This window comes from Microbacterium aerolatum, from assembly GCF_007988825.1.
In the GTDB taxonomy this organism is placed as follows: Bacteria; Actinomycetota; Actinomycetes; order Actinomycetales; family Microbacteriaceae; genus Microbacterium; species Microbacterium aerolatum.
Genome location: NZ_BJUW01000004.1, coordinates 139,861 through 158,676, shown reverse-complemented (window position 1 = coordinate 158,676; position 18,816 = coordinate 139,861). Strand labels below are relative to the sequence as shown.

Here is an 18,816-nt window from a genome sequence, read left to right as displayed (position 1 = left end):
GACATGGCTCTCGCCGGCTGCACGGTCGTCGTCGCCGCCGACCGGCGTGCGGGGGACCTCGCGAACGCCCTCGAACGCCGCGGTGCGAAGGTGTACCGCGCACCCGCGCTGAGCATCGTACGGGGGGCCGACGACGACGCGCTCCTGCAGCGCACCCGCGAGCTCATCGCCCATCCGCCGGACGTCGTGGTCGTGACGACCGGGGTCGGATTCCGGGGGTGGATGGATGCCGCCTACGAGCACGACCTCGCGGAAGACCTGAGCGCAGCCCTGAGCCGCACGCAGTTCATCGCGAGAGGACCGAAGGCGCACGGCGCCATCCAGCAGGCCGGATTCGTCGCCGACTGGGTCGCCGAGTCGGAGACCGCGGCGGAGGTGGGGGAGTATCTGCTCACGACGCGTCTCGAGGGCAGGCGCATCGCCGTGCAGCACCACGGCTCGGGAGCCGATGGACTGGACGCGCTGCTCGCGTCCGCCGGCGCCGATGTAGTCGCCCTGACCGTGTACCGGTGGGGACCGCCGCCGGATGCCGCCGTCGTGGCGCGCTCGGTCGCGCAGGCAGCGACGGGCGAAGCGGACGCTGTGCTCTTCACCTCGGCACCGGGCGCATCGGAGTGGGTCCGCTCCGCAGAGCACCACGGCGCGCTGACGACGATTCGAGAGCGTGCCGCCCGCGGACGTCTGCTGCTCGCGGCCGTCGGTCCCATCACGGCGTCCCCTCTCGAGACGGCCGGGCTCCGCGCCACTCAGGCCGATCGCGGCAGGCTGGGTTCACTCGCGCGGTGCGTGATCGCGTTCTTCGGCGAAGGCGGCGCAGCGCCGTCACTTGTCACAAGTGCGGGTGAGATGTCGATGCGCAGCGGCGGGGTCGTGATCGGCGGAGAGTTCCTCCCGCTCTCGCGAACCGCCGCGAGTGCGCTCGGTGCCCTGTTCGACGCGGGCGGGCGTGTGCTCTCGCGGGATGAGATCGCAGCCTCGGCGCCTCGGGCCGGTGGAAACGCCCACGCGGTGGAGATGGCCGTTGCGAGGCTGCGCGAAGCCCTCCGCGGGTTCGAAGTGGTTCAGACAGTCGTGAAGCGGGGCTATCGCCTCGCCGTGGAGGAGAGCGCGTGACGACACTCATCGCATGTTCGCACGGTACGGGCGACCCTGCCGGACGCTCAGCCGTCCAGGAGCTCATCGTCGGCGTCCGCACGCTCGTCCCCGAGGCGAAAGTCGTGCACGCCGTCGTCGACGTCGAGCATCCCCAGATCGATGCGGTCATCGCAGCGGAGTCCCGGAGCGACGACGTGGTCGTCGTTCCGCTTCTGCTCTCTGTCGGCTACCACACCGCCGTCGACATCTCCCGAGCCGTGCAGTCGCACCCGAGAGCATCGCAGACGGCTCCGCTCGGCACTCATCCGCTGGTCGCCGACGTCCTCGCCGATCGGCTCAAGAGTGCCCTGCCGGACGGCTGGCGGCGAGGCGATCACGTCGTGCTCGCCGCCGCGGGTTCCAGCAATCCGAGTGCCGTCCGCGACGTCGAGGTGGCAGCGGGTCGCCTCCGCAGCCGTATCCCCGTTTCGGTGAGCATCGGTTTCGCCTCGGCATCCACGCCCCGGATCGTCGACGCGGTTGCCGCGGCGCGCGAGACCGGGGCACAACGGGTGATCGCCGCCAGCCATGTGCTCGCGCCCGGATTCTTCGCCGGGCTCGTCGCCGGCGCCGGTGCGGATGTCGTGAGCGATCCGCTCGCGCCCGACGAGCGGATCGCGGCCATCGTGGCCGAGCGCTTCCGGACAGCGCGGGTCGCGGTCTGAGAACACGCGAAGTCCCGGTGAGCTTCGGTCTCACCGGGATTTCGCCTTGTGCGGTCAGCCGACGCTGACCGGTTCGCGCTCCACGTCGCTGTCCGTCGTGATCTCGCCGGACGCCGTCGTCTCGACGCCGGACACCGTCTGCGCAGGAACGTCAGCCGGTGCGACCTTGCCAGCGCGGGACTTCACACGGACGCGGCGGGCGGCGGGCCGCCCGTACGTGAAGTACAGCGGAAGGCCGACGAAGAGCAACCCTCCGACGAGGTTCCCGATCACGGTCGGGATCTCGTTCCAGATCAGGTAGTCCATGATCGTGAAGTCGGCGCCCAGCAGGAGCCCCGAGGGGAACAGGAACATGTTCACGATGGAGTGCTCGAAGCCCATGTAGAAGAACAGCATGATGGGCAGCCACATGGCCAGCACCTTGCCCACCACGTTGTCGGACACCATCGACAGGACCACGCCGGTGGAGACCAGCCAGTTGCAGAGCACACCGCGGATGAAGAGGGTGAGCATCCCGGCGGCGCCGTGATCGGCGTAGCCGACCGTGCGCCCGTGCCCGATCTCTCCGATCGCCTGGCCGACGGCACTGGGCTCGGTGGAGAACCCGTAGGTGAAGTAGATCGCCATGAGGATCGCGATGAGGAACGCGCCGCCGAAGTTGCCGAGGAACACCAGCCCCCAGTTGCGGAACATCGCCCCGAGCGTTGCGCCGGGCCGCTTGTCCAGCACCGCGAGCGGGCCGAGAGTGAACACACCGGTGAGCAGGTCGTAGCCGAACAGATAGAGGATGACGAAGCCGACCGGGAACAGCACCGCTCCCAGCAGCGGCTGACCGGTGTTGGTCGAGACCGTGACCGCGAACGCGGCGCCGAGGGTCAGGAACGCTGCTCCCATGAAGGCGCGGAGCAGGGTGTCCCGGGTGGACAGCTGGAGCTTGTAGGCGCCGGCGTCGACCATTCGGGTGACAAGTTCGGCGGGCTTGACGTAGGACACGGGCGACCTCCACGGACGAATCGATGAGCACACGAGCTGGTTCGGTCCCAGCGTGACCCACCGGCGTTTCCGGTACAGGCGTCGTTCGTTACGAGTGTGGAGCGAACCGCTCACACTCGCGCATCCGCAGGTGTGAGATCGGCTACTGCGCCGCGGGCGTCGTAGTGAACAGGTCGGCGAACGGATTCTCCAGCGGCCCCGGCGTCGAGGTCTCGGTCGGCTCCGGCTCCGGCACCGTGACGGCGGCGTGCACGGACTGGCTCACGATCGCGGCGACGACGATCAGGCCGCCGACTATGCCCGCCATCGTGTTGTCGCGCACGCGACGGCTGATCCGGCCCTCGTGCCAAGACGTCCGTGCCGCATAGAGACGCGCACGCTCGGTGGCGGCCTTCGAGCGCACTGCGTTCTTCGATCCACGACCGGCCATCATCTTCCTTCCTCCGGCGCACCTGCCAGCGCCACAGGCGAGCCTACCGGTGAGCGTTGTCAGCGGTGCGCATTAGCCTGGATGCATGACATCCGCGCCACTGCTCTCGGGACAGACGCCCCTGGCCGTGCGGATGCGTCCCGTCTCGCTCGACGAGGTCGCGGGCCAGCAGCATCTGCTGCGCGCCGGCTCCCCGATCGTGGCGCTGGCCGATCCCGATGCCGCTTCACCCGGTGCGGTGTCGATCATCCTCTGGGGTCCTCCCGGTACCGGCAAGACCACGCTCGCGCAGGCGATCGCCCGCTCGTCCGGGCGCCGTTTCGTCGAGCTGTCGGCGATCACCGCAGGTGTGAAGGACGTCCGCGAGGTCATGCAGGAAGCCATCACCCAGCGTGACCTCTACGGGCAGACCACGATTCTGTTCCTCGACGAGATCCACCGGTTCACCAAAGCGCAGCAGGACGCCCTGCTGCCCGGTGTCGAGAACGGCTGGGTCATCCTGATCGCCGCGACCACCGAGAACCCGTCCTTCTCGGTCATCTCGCCGCTGCTGTCGAGATCGCTCCTTCTGACACTGCAGCCGTTGACCGACGATGACATCGCCCTGCTCGTCGATCGTGCAGTCTCCGACGCGCGCGGGCTGGGCGGCACCGTCGAGATCGAGGATGCCGCGCGCGCCGCGCTCGTCCGGCTCGCGTCCGGCGACGGACGCCGGGCGCTGACGGGACTCGAGGCGGCCGCGGCGGTCGCCGTCTCGCACGCCGACGGCGGTGACGAGTCGGTTCCTGCCATCACAGCGGACGACGTCGCTCAGGCCGTCGATAGGGCGCTGCTGCGGTACGACCGCCAGGGCGACGAGCACTACGACGTGATCAGCGCCTTCATCAAGTCGATCCGCGGTTCGGATCCGGATGCTGCGCTGCATTATCTGGCCCGCATGATCGAGGCGGGGGAGGACCCCCGGTTCATCGCGCGGCGTCTGGTGATCTCGGCATCCGAGGACATCGGGCTCGCCGATCCTCAGGGGCTGGTGATCGCGACGGCCGCGGCGGATGCCGTGGCGTTCATCGGCATGCCGGAGGGGCGGATCCCGCTCGCAGAGGCGACGATCTACCTTGCCACCACCGCGAAATCCAATGCGGCCTACGCCGGCATCAACGCCGCCATCGCCGACGTGCGCGCCGGCAGCTTCGGGCGCGTGCCCCCGCACCTGCGCGACGCGCACTACCCCGGAGCCAAGCGGCTCGGGCATGGCAAGGGCTACCGGTATCCGCACGACAACGAGCACGGCATCGTCCCGCAGCAGTACCTACCGGATGAACTCGACGGCAAGCGTTACTACACCCCGAAGAGCCTCGGCGCCGAGCGTGACACATCCGCACGGCTCGAGCGCATCCGCCGCATCCTCGACGATCACTGACGGTCTGTTAGAGTTGAGCGGCTCGAAACACAGTTTTCGGGCATCTCTTCGTTCACACCCCACCTTCTTCGCGCCCCGGCGTGCGCGATTCAGGCAGAGCGCGGGAGATACGTCCGTGAGACGTGAAAGACACGTCCACGTCATCGGAAGGAATGCTTCGTGGTCACGAAGTCCCAGGACCGCCGCAAGGTCCGCCTGTCCCGCGCCCTCGGCGTGGCACTCACCCCGAAGGCTGCCCGCTACCTCGAGAAGCGTCCCTACGCTCCGGGCGAGCACGGCCGCACCAAGCGCAAGGCCGACAGCGACTACGCCGTCCGTCTGCGCGAGAAGCAGCGTCTGCGTGAACAGTACGGCATCCGCGAGAAGCAGCTGCGCATCGCGTTCAACGAGGCGCGCCGCGTCGACGGCCTGACCGGTGAGAACCTGGTCGAGCTGCTCGAGATGCGTCTGGACGCCCTCGTGCTCCGTTCGGGCTTCGCCCGCACGACCGCACAGGCCCGCCAGATGGTCGTGCACCGTCACATCATGGTCGACGGCCAGCTCGTCGACCGCCCGTCCTTCCGCGTGAAGCCGGGTCAGCTCATCCACGTCAAGCCCAAGAGCGAGGGCACCGAGCCCTTCCAGGTGGCAGCCGCCGGCGGTCACGCCGAGGTCCTGCCTCCCGTTCCCGGCTACCTCGAGGTCGAGCTCGACAAGCTGCAGGCCCGCCTGGTCCGTCGTCCGAAGCGCGCCGAGGTCCCCGTGACCTGTGAAGTGCAGCTCGTCGTCGAGTACTACGCGGCTCGCTGATCTCAGTTCGCTGATTTCGCACGAGAGGCGTCGGGTTCATCCCGGCGCCTCTCGTCGTACCACCGGCCGTTTCCGCATACGATGGAAAGACCGCGCTCTGCGGGCCCAATCGCGAGGATGACGACATGAAGAATCTGCTGTGGTTCCTGGTCGGCGTGATCGGCGGATTCGTCGCCGCTCACTTCATGAACAAGGACCCGCGCGGCCACGATCTGCTGGCCGACGTCGACGCGCGCATCACCGAGTTCACCGCGATCCTCGGCGACGCCTACCGCGACCAGGAAGCCAGACTCTTCTCAGACAAGGACACGCAGTAACCCCATGAAAACCGCGGACATCGCGCAGCGCTACCTCAACTACTTCGAGAAGAACGGCCATACGGTCGTCCCCTCTGCATCACTGGTCAGCGACGACCCCACGGTCATGTTCACCATCGCCGGCATGGTGCCGTTCGTGCCATACCTGACCGGGCTCCTGCCTGCGCCCTATCCGCGCGCGACCGACCTCCAGAAGTGCATCCGCACCAACGACATCGAAGAGGTCGGAAAGACCGCCCGTCACGGCACGTTCTTCCAGATGCTCGGCAACTGGTCGTTCGGCGACTATTTCAAAGAGGGCGCCATCAGCTATGCCTGGGAGCTGCTGACGACTTCCGAGGCCGACGGCGGACTCGGATTCGCCGAGAAGGACATCTGGGTCACGGTCTACGAGACCGACGACGAAGCCGCAGCTCTCTGGCAGAAGATCGCGGGCCTTCCCGCCGAGCGCATCCAGCGCATGGGCAAAGAGGACAACTACTGGCACACCGGGCAGCCCGGCCCCGGCGGCCCCTGCTCCGAGATCTACATCGATCGCGGACCCGCCTACGGTCCGGACGGTGGGCCGCTGGTCGATGACAACAGGTTCACCGAGATCTGGAACCTGGTCTTCATGCAGGAGCTGCTCTCCGACGTCCGCTCGAAGGTCGACTTCGACATCGCAGGACCCCTGCCGAAGAAGAACATCGACACCGGCATGGGCCTCGAGCGCGTCGCGATGTTCAAGCAGGGCGTCGAGAACATGTACGAGACCGACCAGGTGCGTCCTGTGCTCGACCGTGCCATGGAGATCTCCGGCCGCAAGTACGGTGCCTCGCACGAGGACGATGTCCGGTTCCGCGTGATCGCCGACCACGTGCGCTCCTCGCTCATGCTCCTCTCAGACGGCGTCAAGCCCGCCAACGACGGCCGCGGGTACATCCTGCGTCGCCTGATGCGCCGCACCGTGCGCTCGATGCGGCTGCTCGGCGTCGACGCCCCGACGTTCCCCGAGCTGTTCGCGACCTCGCGCGACGCCATGAAGTCGGCGTACCCCGTCCTCGAGACGGACTGGGACCGCCTCTCCGGTCTCGCTGTCGCCGAGGAGGAGACGTTCCTTCGCACGCTGGCACAGGGTTCCACGATCCTCGACCTGGCGCTGGGGGACACGAAGAAGTCCGGCAAGCAGACGCTGGCCGGATCCGAAGCCTTCCTGCTGCACGACACCTACGGCTTCCCGATCGATCTGACGCTCGAGATCGCCGAGGAGCAGGGTCTCAGCGTCGACCGCAGCTCGTTCGACGAGCTGATGACCGAGCAGCGCACGCGTGCCAAGGCCGATGCCAAGAGCCGCCGCCGCCAGCTGGCCGACGTCTCGGTCTACCGCGACTTCCGGGCCCTCGGTGAGACGTCCTTCGCCGGATACACCGATCTGGAGACCGACTCGCGGGTGCTCGGCATCCTCATCGACGGGCAACCCGCCACGTCGGCCGCCGAGGGCCAGGTCGCCGAGATCATCCTCGCCGAGACCACGCTGTACGCCGAGTCCGGCGGCCAGGTCGCCGACAAGGGCGCGATCGTCGGTCCCGGCTACGAGCTCGAGGTCCTCGACGTGCAGAAGCCCGTCCCTGGTCTCATCAGTCACACCGTGCAGGTGAGTACCGGAACGGTCGCGATCGACGACCGCGCGACGACCGTGGTGGATGCCGCGAACCGCCGCGCCGCCCGTCAGGCGCACTCCGCGACGCACCTCGTGCACGCCGCTCTCCGCGACACGCTCGGCGCCGGAGCCACACAGGCCGGGTCGCTGAACCGCGCCGGTTACATGCGCTTCGACTTCTCGTGGTCGCAGCCGCTGTCGACGGACACCCGCAGCGAGATCGAGGAGATCACCAACCGCGCCGTGCACGACGCGCTCGAGGTGACCACCCGCATCGTCTCGCTCGACGAGGCCAAGGAAGCCGGCGCCATGGCGCTGTTCGGCGAGAAGTACGGCGACGTCGTGCGCATGGTCGACATCGGCGGTCCCTGGTCGCGCGAGCTGTGCGCGGGCACTCACGTGAGCACCAGCGCCGAGATCGGGCTGGTCAGCGTCGTCGGTGAGTCGTCGGTCGGCGCCTCCAACCGCCGCATCGAGGCCCTCGTGGGCCAGGACGCCTTCCGTGAACTGGCCGCAGAGCGCGCCGTCGTGTCGCAGTTGACGGCCGCACTGAAGACGCCGCGCGAGCAGCTGCCCGACCGCATCGCCGAGATCGCGGCGAATCTGAAGACAGCCGAGAAGCGGATCGCGCAGTTCGAGGCGAAGGAGCGCGAGGGCCGGGTCCCCGCCATCGCCGAGGCCGCCGAGCGCGTCGGCGCCTTCCGCGTCGCGGCCTTGTCCGTGGGAGAGGTCGCCTCGGGTGACGATGTGCGCGGACTCGCGCTGAGTGTGCGCGAGCGCCTCGGCTCCGAGGCCGCTGTGGTCGCCCTCGGCGGCATCGTGGCAGGACGACCCATCGTCGTCGTCGCCACGAACGACGCCGCGCGCGCCGCGGGCGCGAAGGCCGGCGTGCTTGCCAAGCGCGCCGCCGGAGTGCTCGGAGGAGGCGGCGGCGGCCGCGATGACGTCGCGCAGGGCGGCGGTACGGACGCCGCAGCGCTTCCCGCCGCTTTCGAGGCCATCACGACCGAGCTGCGTACCGCGTGACCGGCTTCCGTCGCGGGGTGCGTCTCGGCGTCGACGTGGGCAAGGCCCGCGTCGGCGTGGCACGCTGCGACCCGGACGGCATGCTTGCCGTGCCCGTCGAGACCGTGCCGCGGTCGGAGACGTCGCTGGCCCGTCTCGCGGAGATCGCGAAGGAGTACGAGCCGCTGGAGTTCGTCGTCGGCCTGCCGGTCAACATGCAGGGCGCGGACACCCCGTCGACGTCGGATGCCAGGGAGTTCGCCGCCGCTCTGCAGCGCCTCACATCCGTCCCGGTACGCATGGTCGACGAGCGGCTGAGCACCGTGTCCGCGCATGCGGCGCTGCGGTCCTCTGGCAGAACTCAGCGGAACTCTCGTAGCATTGTCGATCAGGTCGCCGCAGTGGTTCTGCTGCAGCACGCGATCGACACGGAGAAGAGCACCGGCAGCCCGGCCGGTTCCGTGGTGCCGACACCCGAGGAGCCCACCTGAGCATGCCCCAACGTGAGAACCCAGAGCCGAGTTCGCACAGCCTGTCCGACGAGCTCTTCGCGAAGCTGCCCGAGCCCTCGCATCGGGCACCGGCCGTCGAGCAGGCGCCACCGGCGCCGGGTTCCCGTCGCGCCCGCCGTGAGGCCGCACGGTCCGGTGCGCCGGCGGCAGAACAGGCGCCGTCACCCGAGCTGGCGCCGTCGCCCGAGCAGACACCGGCGCCCGAGCAGGCACCGGCCGCCGAACAGGCACCCGTCGGCGAGCAGGTGCCACAAGTCACAGGCACGCCGGCCGAGAGTTCTCCGAAGTCCGCGCTGCAGACCGACGCCGGTGCCGACGCGCCGACCGAGGCCGCGGCAGCAGGCGCACCTGCCGCAGAGGCTCCCGCGAAGCCGGCAGCGCCGACGCTCGATGACCTGTTCGAGGCGGATCACGGTGACGCCGTGCACACCCGCGCGGCGAAGAAGAAGCGCCGCACCGGCTGTCTCGTCGCGCTGATCATCGTCCTCGCCTTGATCGGCGGCGCCGTGGGCGCCGGATTCTGGGTGATGAACACCTACGGGGACAAGATCAACGAGGTGATGGGGTGGGGGCCTCCCGCGGACTGGGAGCCGGGAATGGCCACCGGCGAGGTCATGGTGACGATCCGCGAGGGCGACACCGGTTCTCCGATCTCGACCGCCCTGTACGAGGCGGGTGTGACCAAGACCGAGGACGTCTTCTACGACTACCTCGTCGACGAGAACATCGCGGTGACGTTCTACCCCGGCGTCTATCCGCTGCAGGAGAAGATGACGGCGGAAGCCGCGCTCGAGATCCTGCGCGATCCCGCCAACATCATCGCGAACACCGTCGGCATCTCCGAGGGCGGCACCATCGAGTCCTCGCTGCCCGTGATCAGCGAGAGCCTCGACATCCCGATCGAGGAGCTGGAGTCGGCAGTCAAGGACCCGGGAGCGTACGGCGTGGACGCCGGCAGCCTCGAGGGGTGGCTGTTCCCCGCGGTGTACACCTTCGATCCGGAGGCGACCGCCACGCAGGTCATCCAGCGGATGGTGGACCGCACCCGCGAATCGCTCTCTGCGGCCGGCGTCCCGGCCGGGAACGAGAACCGTGTCCTCACGATCGCCTCCATCATCGAGCGGGAGGGACGGACCGGCGATTTCGGCAAGGTCTCCCGCGTCATCCAGAACCGGCTCGACGACGGCATGATGCTCCAGATGGACTCCACCGCGCAGTACGGCTACGGCGAGCTCCACGCCGGTGTCGTGAGCACGTCCGAGGAGGCGCAGTTCGACGAGAACGACTGGAACACCTACGTCATCGAAGGACTGCCGATCGGCCCGATCGCCAACCCCAGCGACGCCGCGATCGACGCCGCCATGCACCCGGTGGACGGCCCCTGGTTCTACTTCGTCACGATCAACCCGCAGAGCGGCGAGACCGTGTTCTCGACGACCTACGAGGAGCATCAGGCGGCGATCGACACCTGGCACGACTGGTGCCGCGCCAACCCCGACCAGGGATGCTGATCAGGTGAGGGGGAACCGCCTCGAGGTCTGGGGCGATCCGATCGCGCACAGCAAATCTCCGGTGCTGCACGCCGCGGCCTACCGTGCGCTCGGCCTGGACTGGCACTACGGGCGCCGACGTGTCGACGCCGCGGGATTCGCCGGCGCGTTCGCCGCTCTCGACGACACCTGGCGCGGGCTGTCGGTGACGATGCCCCTGAAGGAGGCGGCGTTCGCCGCAGCCGCCACGCGCGACCGCCACGCGCAGTTCACCGGTGCCGTCAACACCCTCCTGCTCGGAGCGGAGCCCGCGGGGTTCAACACCGACGTCGGCGGCATCCTCGACGCCCTCGCAGAGAACGACATCTGCACGATGTCGCGCACCCGCATCCTGGGCGCGGGTGCGACTGCCGCATCTGCGCTCGTCGCGACGGCTGAGGGCGGTGCAGAGCACGTCGAGATCCGCGCCCGCCGCCCCGAACGCGCTGAGCTCTTCCGCGCTCTCGGAGAGCGCCTGGGCATCGCGGTCTCGGTGACGGGGTTCGACGCCCCGGCCACCGCCGTGGACCTCACAGTCGCGACGCTTCCGAGCGGCACGATGCTGGACGACCGGCTCGTCGCACCTCTCAGCGACGCAGGCGGCGCACTTTTCGACGCGGCGTACGCACCGTGGCCGTCCGCGCTGGCGAGCATCTGGCACGGCGGGCAGGTCACCTCAGGACTGGCGATGCTGCTGCATCAGGCGATCCGGCAGGTCCGCGTGTTCGTCCACGGCGACCCGCTGCACGTGCTCGAGAACGAGCACCGGGTGCGTGACGAAATGCGATCGGCACTCATGGGAGACTAGAGCAATGCTCCGCGTGCTCACCGCCGGCGAATCGCACGGCCCCGAACTCATCGCCGTCATGGAGGGACTTCCCTCCGGCGTCCCGATCTCCTCCGAGGCGATCCAGGCCGACCTGGCGCGCCGCAAGCTCGGCTACGGCCGCGGCTCCCGGATGAAGTTCGAGCAGGACGAGCTCACCATCTCCGGCGGTGTCCGCCACGGCAAGACCCTCGGCAGCCCGATCGCGCTGCGCATCGGCAACACCGAGTGGCCCAAGTGGGTCGAGGTGATGAACCCGGAGCCGGTGGAGATCACCGACAAGTCCCGCGGCCGCTCGGCACCGCTGACCCGCCCGCGTCCAGGCCACGCCGACCTCGTCGGCATGCAGAAGTACGACTTCGACGAGGCTCGCCCGATCCTCGAACGGGCGAGCGCCCGTGAGACCGCCGCCCGTGTCGCCCTCGGCGCGGTCGCACGCTCGTTCCTCGGCGAACTCGGCATCCGGCTGGTCAGCCACACGCTGTCGATCGGTCCGGTCCGCGCTCCTGAGGATGCCGTGCTGCCCACGCCGGACGACGTCGACGCGCTCGACGCCGATCCGCTGCGGTGCTTCGACGCCGGCACGTCCGCCCGCATGGTCGAAGAGGTCGACGACGCCCGCAAGGCCGGCGACACGCTCGGCGGCATCGTCGAGGTGCTCGCGTACGGACTGCCGCCGGGGCTGGGCTCGCACGTGCACTGGGATCGACGGCTCGACGCGCGCCTCGCCCAGGCGCTCATGAGCATCCAGGCGATCAAGGGCGTCGAAGTCGGCGACGGCTTCGAGACGACGCGTCGCCGCGGCTCCGCCGCCCACGACGAGCTGTTCATCGCCGATGACGGCATCACCCGCGCCTCCGACCGCGCCGGCGGCACCGAGGGCGGCATGTCCACCGGCACGGTGCTGCGCGTCCGCGCGGGCATGAAGCCGATCGCCACGGTTCCGCACGCGCTGCGCACGATCGACACCGCCACCGGCGAGGCTGCCAGCGCCCACCACCAGCGCTCCGACGTGTGCGCCGTCCCCGCAGCGGGCGTCGTCGCCGAGGCCATGGTCGCGGTCGAGCTCGCACGTGCAGTGCTGGAGAAGTTCGGCGGCGACAGCATCCGCGAGACGCGACGCAACCTCGACGGGTACCTCGCGGCGATCCCCGCCGAGCTGCGCACCGCGCCCGCCTCGGAGGCGGCGCTGATCGCTCACGATGAGCAGTCCTGAGCCGCTGACGCTCGTGCTCGTCGGCCCGATGGGCTCGGGCAAGACCAGCGTCGGCCGACGGGTCGCGAAGATGCTCTCAGTCGGCTTCGTCGACACGGACAAGAGGATCGTCGCGGCGCACGGCCCGATCCCGGAGATCTTCACCGCGCACGGTGAAGCGTACTTCCGGGCTCTGGAGGCCGCGGCGGTCGCGGACGCGCTGTCCGAGGGCGGCGTCGTCTCGGTCGGCGGCGGTGCCGTCGCCTCCGTGCAGACGCGCGAGCTGCTGAGGGAGCATCCGGTCGTCCTCCTCACCGTCACCCCGGAGTCCGTCCGCCGGCGCCTGAGCGGCGGAGGCCGGCCCCTGCTCGCCGGCGACGACGACCCGATCACCCGCTGGAACGAGATCTACGAACAGCGCCGCGGCTGGTACGAAGAGGTCGCGGATGCGACTTTCGACACGTCTCACCGGCCGATGCAGCACATCGCCGAGGAGATCGCGGCATGGAGGAGAGAACAGGCATGAACACCACCACGATCAGCGTCGCCGGGCAGGCCACCTACGACATCACGGTCGGCCGGGACATCCTCGACCAGGCCTCCGCAGCGCTCGACCCGGCAGTGCGGAAGATCCTCGTCGTGCACCCGCCGACGCTCGCAGCCCGCGCCGCCGAGCTGCGCGACCGCCTGCTCGCGGATACTGCGAACGGTCAGCGCGAGGTGCTGCTGGCCGAGGTGCCGGACGCCGAGCAGGGCAAGCGCATCGAGGTCGCGGCCTTCTGCTGGCAGGTCATGGGCCAGTCCGACTTCACCCGCAGCGACGCCGTCATCGGCTACGGCGGGGGAGCGGTCACCGACCTCGCCGGGTTCGTGGCGGCGACGTGGCTGCGCGGCATCCAGGTCGTGCAGATCCCCACCACCGTGCTGGGACTGGTCGACGCCTCCGTCGGCGGGAAGACCGGTGTGAACACCGCAGAGGGCAAGAACCTCGTCGGCGCGTTCTGGGCGCCGCGCGCCGTGATCGGGGATCTCGACGAGCTCGGCAGCCTCAGCGCGCACGAGGCGACAGCCGGCTACGCCGAAGTCGTCAAGGCCGGATTCATCTGGGCGCCCGAGATCCTCGACATCATCGAGGCCGATCCGTCGCGCGCCGTCGACACGTCGACGGACGAGTTCCGGCGCACCGTCGAGCTCGCGATCGGCATGAAGGCTCAGGTGGTCTCGGAGGACTTCCGCGAAGCAGGACAGCGCGAGATCCTCAACTACGGCCACACGCTCGGCCACGCCATCGAACACGCCGAGCGCTACCGCTGGCGCCACGGCGCGGCGATCTCGATCGGCATGATGTACGCCGCAGAGCTCTCCCGCCTCGCCGGACGCCTGTCCGACGAGGCCGTCGACCGGCACCGTTCGATCCTCGAGTCTCTCGGTCTTCCCACCACCTACCGCACAGGGGCCTGGGCGACGTTGTTGGCCAGCATGCAACGCGACAAGAAAGCCCGCGGCGGGATGCTGCGCTTCATCGTCCTCGACGACATCGCCAAGCCCACGGTGCTGCAGGCCCCGGACGAATCGCTGCTGTTCGCCGCCTACCAGGAGGTCGGCGCATGACGCACCGCATCCTGCTCGTCAACGGGCCGAACCTGAACCTCCTCGGCGTCCGCGACCCCGGCGTCTACGGCACGGAGACGCTTGCCGACGTCGAGCGGATCGCCACCGAGGCCGCAGCCGAGGCTGGCTTCGAGCTGCGCAGCATCCAGAGCAACCACGAGGGCGTGCTGATCGACGCGATCCACGCCGCGCGCGAGGACTGCGACGGCATCGTCATCAACCCCGGCGGGCTCACGCACACCTCGGTCGCGCTGCGCGACGCGCTGACCGGTGTGAACCTGCCCTTCGCCGAGATCCACATCTCGGACGTGAACGCCCGTGAGGAGTTCCGCCGCTTCTCCTACCTGCACGACGTCGCCGCCGTTCGGGTGATCGGGCAGGGCGTGAACGGGTACGCAAGCGCCATCGCGCAGCTGACGGCGCTCATCCCGTAGAATCGACTGTCGGCCGCCTCCACAGAGCGCGGCCCCCGCCCCGACGAACGGAACTCTCCCGCATGGCATCCACCGCAGACATCAAGAACGGCGTCGTCCTGAACCTCGACGGACAGCTCTGGACCGTCGTGGAGTTCCAGCACGTCAAGCCCGGCAAGGGCGGCGCTTTCGTCCGCACCAAGCTGAAGAACGTCGTCACCGGCCGCACCAACGACAAGACGTTCAACGCCGGCGCCAAGGTCGACATCGAGAACGTCGACCGCCGGGACTTCACCTACCTGTACGACGATGGCGACGGTTTCGTGTTCATGGACACGACCGACTACGACCAGATCACGCTGAGCCCCGCCGTCGTGGGCGACGCCAAGAACTTCCTGCTCGAGAACCAGCAGGTCACGATCGCGCTCAACAACGGCAACCCGCTCTACATCGAGCTGCCGACCTCCGTCATCCTCGAGGTGACCTACTCGGAGCCGGGCCTGCAGGGCGACCGCTCCTCGGCAGGCACCAAGCCCGCCACCGTCGAGACCGGTTACGAGATGCAGGTGCCGCTGTTCATCGAGACCGGCACGAAGATCAAGGTCGACACTCGCACGGGTGACTACCTCGGTCGCGAGAAGTAAGGCGTGAGCGCCCGGACGAAGGCGCGCAAGCGCGCACTCGACATCCTCTTCTCCGCTGATGTCCGCGGCGACGACCTCGCCGTGACCCTCGCGGCGGAGGCCAAGCGCGCGGCCAGCGAACCGGCCCGCGAAGCCTCCTGGCTGTACGCACGTGAGATCGTCGACGGGATCATCGACCACCGCGGCGACATCGACGAGAACATCGTCACGCACAGTCGCGATTGGAAGATCGAGCGGATGCCGGCCGTCGACCGTGCGCTGCTGCGCATCGGTACGTGGGAGATCCTGTTCAACGATCAGGTGCCGACCGCCGTCGCGATCGACGAAGCCGTCGAACTCGCCAAGGAGTTCTCGACCGACGACTCCGGTGCGTTCGTCCACGGCGTGCTGGCTCGGGTGGCCCGCGCGAGCTGACTGCCGGTATGCCCGCACCGCTGATCGACCTGTCCATTCTTCGGCGCGTCACCGATGCGGGCAGCCTCGAGCGAGGACGCGCCTATGCCCGCGGCGGCATGGTGATCCGCCGTGCGTGGAACGCTGACTTCTCGACGCTCACCTCCGATGTGCACGGCTCGGGCGGTGCACAGTACCGCTGCGTCGTCCGGGTCGCCGCGGGCAGGGAAGCCGCCGAGATCTCCTCCACCACGTGCACCTGCCCTGTGCGGTTCGGGTGCAAGCACATCGTCGCTGCAGTGCTCACCAGCAATGCGGAGGTCGAGGCGTCCCCGGTCGCCTCTCCCGCCAGCGTGCCGGAAGCCCCGGGGCTGCCGACCTGGCGGATGCTGCTGGACTCGCAGCCGCGCGTCGACGGAGCAGCGCCCCTCGCGCTCGGCGTCGAGGTGCGGCACCGCGCGGCGCAGGGCGCACACCAGTGGGCACCTCGTCCGATGCGCGCCGCGACCGTCCGCGATGTCGTGAAGGGCGGTGGCGACCTGCTGCTCGGCATCCGTCCGCTCATGCGCAGTGGGGCGACGGGCGGCTGGATCCAGGGAACCGCTTCCTGGGACGCCGTGCGCCGCCCCGGGGCGCAGTTCCGGCCCGACCAGCTCCGCTGGTTCGCCGAACTGCTGAGCATCGTCCGCGATTCGGTGCTGTCGGGCACCGCGAGCGACTGGCTGATTCTCGATCTCGTCGAGTCCGGTCTGCTGTGGCCGCATCTGCGGGCCGGCGCCGACCACGGCATCCCGCTCGTGACGGTGCAGAAGAGCTTCTCAATCGGGCTGGCCGAATCCGGAGCCGTCACGGCCGAAGTGGAGCGAACCGAAGACGGGCTCTCCGTTGCAGCTGACGTGGTTCTGGACGGTCAGCCGGTCGATGCGCGCACGGTGCGGACCATCGGGCACTCGGGTCTCTACACTGTGACCCCGCTCGGCAGCAGGGCTCAGGTCACGCTCGCCGAGGTGCCGCTGAGCCCCATCGTCCACGCGCTCATCACCGCGCGTTCGTCGCTCGCCGTCCCCGCCGACGAAGAGGACGCGTTCCTGCGTGACGCCTACCCCGCTCTCGCCCGCCGTGTTCCGGTGCGAACCGTCGGCGCCATCGAGCTGCCACCGGTGCCGACTCCGATCGCCACCCTCGTCGTCGCCCACCGCCCACGGGATCAGATCGACTACGCATTCGAGTGGACCTACCGCGGTCACGGACGTTTCCCGTTAACGCCCACGCCCGACGCCGTGCGGGATGACGATGCAGAGCAGTCGGCCCTTCGTGACGTCGAACAGCTGTGGCAGACGACGACAGGTGAGACATTCGAGCCGAGCGGCACCGTCCATGACGTGGCGGCCGCCGAGTTCGCCACGCACATCGTCCCTGCGTTGCAGGCGCAGGGACTCTCGGTCGTCGTCACGGGCAAGCCGAAGACCTACCACGAACTCAGCGGTGTCCCCGAGATCACGGTGTCGACCGTGGAGAGCACGGACCCGGACTGGTTCGACCTGGGCGTCATCGTGAAGATCGACGGACGCAGCATCCCGTTCGCCCCGCTGTTCACAGCACTGAGCATGCGCCGTACGAAGCTGCTGCTCGTCGACGGCAGCTACTTCTCGCTCGCGCACCCGGCACTGGACTCGCTGCGCGAGCTGATCGACGAGGCGACCGAGATCGCCGAGTGGGAGACAGGCCCGCGCATCAGCCGGTACCAGACAGATCTCTGGGAGGAGTTCGAGGATCTCGCGGATGAAGCGATCCCGGCAATGAACTGGCGTGCGACAGCCGAAGGGCTCAGAGACACGACCGGTGTCCCACCGGCGGTGGTGCCCACCGGGCTGCGTGCCGAGCTCCGCCCGTATCAGAAGACCGGATTCGACTGGCTCGCGTTCCTGTGGGCGCACCGGCTCGGGGGGATCCTGGCCGACGACATGGGTCTCGGCAAGACGATTCAGCTGCTGACGCTGATGTTGCACGCCCGCGAGGTGGGGGAGCGAAGGCCGTTCCTCGTCATCGCCCCGACCTCCGTGCTGGCGACGTGGCGCGACGAGGCCGCCGCGTTCGCGCCGTCGCTGCGCGTGCGCATCGTCGAAGGCACGCGCAGCCGCAGGGGTTCGTCGATCGTGGACGTCGCGCAGGATGCCGATCTGGTGGTCACCTCGTACACGCTGGCGCGTTTGGATGCCGACGAGTACGCCGCGGCGGAATGGGCCGTGCTCGTCCTCGACGAGGCGCAGTTCGTGAAGAACCCCGCGACGAAGCAGCATCGTGCCGTGGCATCCATCCCCGCACACGTCACGTTCGCGGTGACCGGAACTCCGATGGAGAACAGCCTCGGCGATCTGTGGGCGCTGCTCAAACTCACAGCGCCAGGCCTGTTCGCCTCCGCGCGGAGGTTCCGGCAGGACTACATCCAACCGATCGAGCAGGGCAAGGTTCCCGAGAACGAGGAAGGCGGCGAGTACCGGCAGCGACGGCTGGAGCGGCTCCGGCGTCGAATCCGGCCACTCATGCTGCGACGCACGAAGGAGCTGGTCGCCACTGATCTTCCGGAGAAGCAGGAGCAGCTGCTGCATGTCGAGCTGAGCCCCTCGCACCGTGCACTCTACGACACCGTGCTGCAGCGCGAACGGCAGAAGGTGCTGGGACTGCTGAAGGACCTCGACCGGAACCGGTTCATCGTGTTCCGATCGCTGACGATGCTGCGCATGCTCAGCCTCGCGCCTGGGCTCGTCGACGAGGTCGATGCGAAGCTCGGTTCGCGAAAGCTCGATGCGCTGGTCGAGCGCGCGATCGAACTGCACGCCGAAGGGCATCGGGCGCTGGTGTTCAGCCAGTTCACCTCGTTCCTGCAGCTCGCCGCCGAGCGGCTCGATCAGGCCGGCATCCCGTACGCGTATCTCGACGGCTCGACGCGGAAGCGCGAGCAGGTGATCGATGGATTCCGTGCCGGGGAGCAACCGGTGTTCCTGATCAGCCTGAAGTCCGGTGGATTCGGGCTGACCCTCACCGAGGCCGACTACGTCTTCATGCTCGATCCGTGGTGGAATCCGGCGGCGGAGGCCCAGGCCGTGGACCGCACGCACCGGATCGGGCAGCGCAACCCGGTGATGGTCTACCGGATGATCTCGACCGGCACGATCGAGGAGAAGGTGCTGGCGCTCCAGCAGCGAAAGGCGCGTCTGTTCACAGCCGTGATGGACGACGAGGCGCTGTTCGCACAGTCGCTCACCGCCGACGACATCCGCGGGCTGTTCGAGGGCTGAGC

18 protein-coding genes are annotated in these 18,816 nt (G+C 68.9%); 16 read left to right on the top strand and 2 right to left on the bottom strand.

Annotation, left to right across the window (positions count from 1 at the left end; genetic code table 11):
* The first annotated feature begins 3 nt into the window (after nt 1–3).
* Together MAE01_RS06180 and MAE01_RS06175 are read left to right on the top strand one after the other, a co-directional pair.
* Nucleotides 4–1,113, top strand: coding sequence for a uroporphyrinogen-III synthase (locus MAE01_RS06180; RefSeq protein ID WP_147038813.1), 1,110 nt, complete (start codon nt 4–6; stop codon nt 1,111–1,113).
* Nucleotides 1,110–1,799 (top strand): sirohydrochlorin chelatase, encoded by a 690-nt coding sequence (locus tag MAE01_RS06175; RefSeq protein WP_147038687.1) that lies wholly within the window; start codon nt 1,110–1,112, stop codon nt 1,797–1,799. The genes MAE01_RS06180 and MAE01_RS06175 overlap by 4 nt, the downstream gene beginning before the upstream one ends.
* A gap of 54 nt (nt 1,800–1,853) precedes the next feature.
* Here MAE01_RS06175 and MAE01_RS06170 read toward each other — a convergent pair whose 3' ends face one another.
* Together MAE01_RS06170 and MAE01_RS06165 are read right to left on the bottom strand one after the other, a co-directional pair.
* Nucleotides 1,854–2,792: a formate/nitrite transporter family protein gene (locus tag MAE01_RS06170; protein ID WP_147038686.1), complete on the bottom strand. Its 939-nt coding sequence runs from the start codon at nt 2,790–2,792 to the stop codon at nt 1,854–1,856.
* Nucleotides 2,793–2,934: 142 nt separating this feature from the next.
* The gene (locus MAE01_RS06165; protein ID WP_147038685.1) at nt 2,935–3,222 is read right to left on the bottom strand and encodes a hypothetical protein; all 288 of its coding nucleotides are present in this window, start codon (nt 3,220–3,222) and stop codon (nt 2,935–2,937) included.
* A gap of 85 nt (nt 3,223–3,307) precedes the next feature.
* Here MAE01_RS06165 and MAE01_RS06160 point away from each other — a divergent pair, with 85 nt between their 5' ends.
* The 14 genes from MAE01_RS06160 (at nt 3,308) to MAE01_RS06095 (ending at nt 18,814) form a co-directional block, all read left to right on the top strand.
* The gene (locus MAE01_RS06160; RefSeq protein WP_147038684.1) at nt 3,308–4,642 is read left to right on the top strand and encodes a replication-associated recombination protein A; all 1,335 of its coding nucleotides are present in this window, start codon (nt 3,308–3,310) and stop codon (nt 4,640–4,642) included.
* Between the two features lie 159 nt (nt 4,643–4,801).
* Nucleotides 4,802–5,431, top strand: a complete 630-nt coding sequence (gene rpsD, locus MAE01_RS06155; RefSeq protein ID WP_147038683.1) for a 30S ribosomal protein S4 — start codon at nt 4,802–4,804, stop codon at nt 5,429–5,431.
* A 125-nt stretch (nt 5,432–5,556) separates the two neighbouring features.
* Nucleotides 5,557–5,748 (top strand): hypothetical protein, encoded by a 192-nt coding sequence (locus tag MAE01_RS06150; RefSeq protein ID WP_147038682.1) that lies wholly within the window; start codon nt 5,557–5,559, stop codon nt 5,746–5,748.
* Nucleotides 5,749–5,752: 4 nt separating this feature from the next.
* Nucleotides 5,753–8,413, top strand: coding sequence for an alanine--tRNA ligase (alaS, locus tag MAE01_RS06145; protein ID WP_147038681.1), 2,661 nt, complete (start codon nt 5,753–5,755; stop codon nt 8,411–8,413).
* Nucleotides 8,410–8,883 carry a Holliday junction resolvase RuvX gene (ruvX, locus tag MAE01_RS06140; protein ID WP_147038680.1) on the top strand — a complete coding sequence of 158 codons (474 nt, stop codon included), beginning with the start codon at nt 8,410–8,412 and terminating at the stop codon, nt 8,881–8,883. Before alaS ends, ruvX begins: the two co-directional genes overlap by 4 nt.
* Before the next feature lie 2 nt (nt 8,884–8,885).
* Nucleotides 8,886–10,415, top strand: coding sequence for an endolytic transglycosylase MltG (mltG, locus tag MAE01_RS06135; RefSeq protein WP_147038679.1), 1,530 nt, complete (start codon nt 8,886–8,888; stop codon nt 10,413–10,415).
* A 4-nt stretch (nt 10,416–10,419) separates the two neighbouring features.
* Complete coding sequence (locus tag MAE01_RS06130; protein WP_147038678.1) at nt 10,420–11,241, top strand: shikimate dehydrogenase family protein; 822 nt, start codon at nt 10,420–10,422, stop codon at nt 11,239–11,241.
* Between the two features lie 4 nt (nt 11,242–11,245).
* The gene (gene aroC / locus MAE01_RS06125; RefSeq protein ID WP_147038677.1) at nt 11,246–12,475 is read left to right on the top strand and encodes a chorismate synthase; all 1,230 of its coding nucleotides are present in this window, start codon (nt 11,246–11,248) and stop codon (nt 12,473–12,475) included.
* Nucleotides 12,462–12,980, top strand: coding sequence for a shikimate kinase (locus MAE01_RS06120; protein ID WP_147038676.1), 519 nt, complete (start codon nt 12,462–12,464; stop codon nt 12,978–12,980). The genes aroC and MAE01_RS06120 overlap by 14 nt, the downstream gene beginning before the upstream one ends.
* Complete coding sequence (gene aroB / locus MAE01_RS06115) at nt 12,977–14,065, top strand: 3-dehydroquinate synthase (RefSeq protein WP_147038675.1); 1,089 nt, start codon at nt 12,977–12,979, stop codon at nt 14,063–14,065. Before MAE01_RS06120 ends, aroB begins: the two co-directional genes overlap by 4 nt.
* Nucleotides 14,062–14,499, top strand: a complete 438-nt coding sequence (gene aroQ, locus MAE01_RS06110; RefSeq protein WP_147038674.1) for a type II 3-dehydroquinate dehydratase — start codon at nt 14,062–14,064, stop codon at nt 14,497–14,499. Before aroB ends, aroQ begins: the two co-directional genes overlap by 4 nt.
* A 62-nt stretch (nt 14,500–14,561) precedes the next feature.
* Nucleotides 14,562–15,122 (top strand): elongation factor P, encoded by a 561-nt coding sequence (gene efp / locus MAE01_RS06105; RefSeq protein ID WP_147038673.1) that lies wholly within the window; start codon nt 14,562–14,564, stop codon nt 15,120–15,122.
* Nucleotides 15,123–15,125: 3 nt separating this feature from the next.
* Complete coding sequence (nusB, locus tag MAE01_RS06100) at nt 15,126–15,536, top strand: transcription antitermination factor NusB (protein ID WP_147038672.1); 411 nt, start codon at nt 15,126–15,128, stop codon at nt 15,534–15,536.
* An 8-nt stretch (nt 15,537–15,544) separates the two neighbouring features.
* The gene (locus MAE01_RS06095; protein ID WP_147038671.1) at nt 15,545–18,814 is read left to right on the top strand and encodes a DEAD/DEAH box helicase; all 3,270 of its coding nucleotides are present in this window, start codon (nt 15,545–15,547) and stop codon (nt 18,812–18,814) included.
* The last annotated feature ends 2 nt before the right edge of the window (nt 18,815–18,816 follow it).

What these genes read in the sequence shown, in the direction of transcription:
- MAE01_RS06180 (WP_147038813.1), top strand. Translation starts at nt 4, where the DNA reads ATGGCTCTCGCCGGCTGCACGGTCGTCGTCGCCGCCGACCGGCGTGCG.
- MAE01_RS06165 (WP_147038685.1), bottom strand. Translation starts at nt 3,222, where the DNA reads ATGGCCGGTCGTGGATCGAAGAACGCAGTGCGCTCGAAGGCCGCCACC.
- MAE01_RS06160 (WP_147038684.1), top strand. Translation starts at nt 3,308, where the DNA reads ATGACATCCGCGCCACTGCTCTCGGGACAGACGCCCCTGGCCGTGCGG.
- MAE01_RS06150 (WP_147038682.1), top strand. Translation starts at nt 5,557, where the DNA reads ATGAAGAATCTGCTGTGGTTCCTGGTCGGCGTGATCGGCGGATTCGTC.
- alaS (WP_147038681.1), top strand. Translation starts at nt 5,753, where the DNA reads ATGAAAACCGCGGACATCGCGCAGCGCTACCTCAACTACTTCGAGAAG.
- mltG (WP_147038679.1), top strand. Translation starts at nt 8,886, where the DNA reads ATGCCCCAACGTGAGAACCCAGAGCCGAGTTCGCACAGCCTGTCCGAC.
- aroC (WP_147038677.1), top strand. Translation starts at nt 11,246, where the DNA reads ATGCTCCGCGTGCTCACCGCCGGCGAATCGCACGGCCCCGAACTCATC.
- MAE01_RS06120 (WP_147038676.1), top strand. Translation starts at nt 12,462, where the DNA reads ATGAGCAGTCCTGAGCCGCTGACGCTCGTGCTCGTCGGCCCGATGGGC.
- aroB (WP_147038675.1), top strand. Translation starts at nt 12,977, where the DNA reads ATGAACACCACCACGATCAGCGTCGCCGGGCAGGCCACCTACGACATC.
- aroQ (WP_147038674.1), top strand. Translation starts at nt 14,062, where the DNA reads ATGACGCACCGCATCCTGCTCGTCAACGGGCCGAACCTGAACCTCCTC.
- efp (WP_147038673.1), top strand. Translation starts at nt 14,562, where the DNA reads ATGGCATCCACCGCAGACATCAAGAACGGCGTCGTCCTGAACCTCGAC.
- MAE01_RS06095 (WP_147038671.1), top strand. Translation starts at nt 15,545, where the DNA reads ATGCCCGCACCGCTGATCGACCTGTCCATTCTTCGGCGCGTCACCGAT.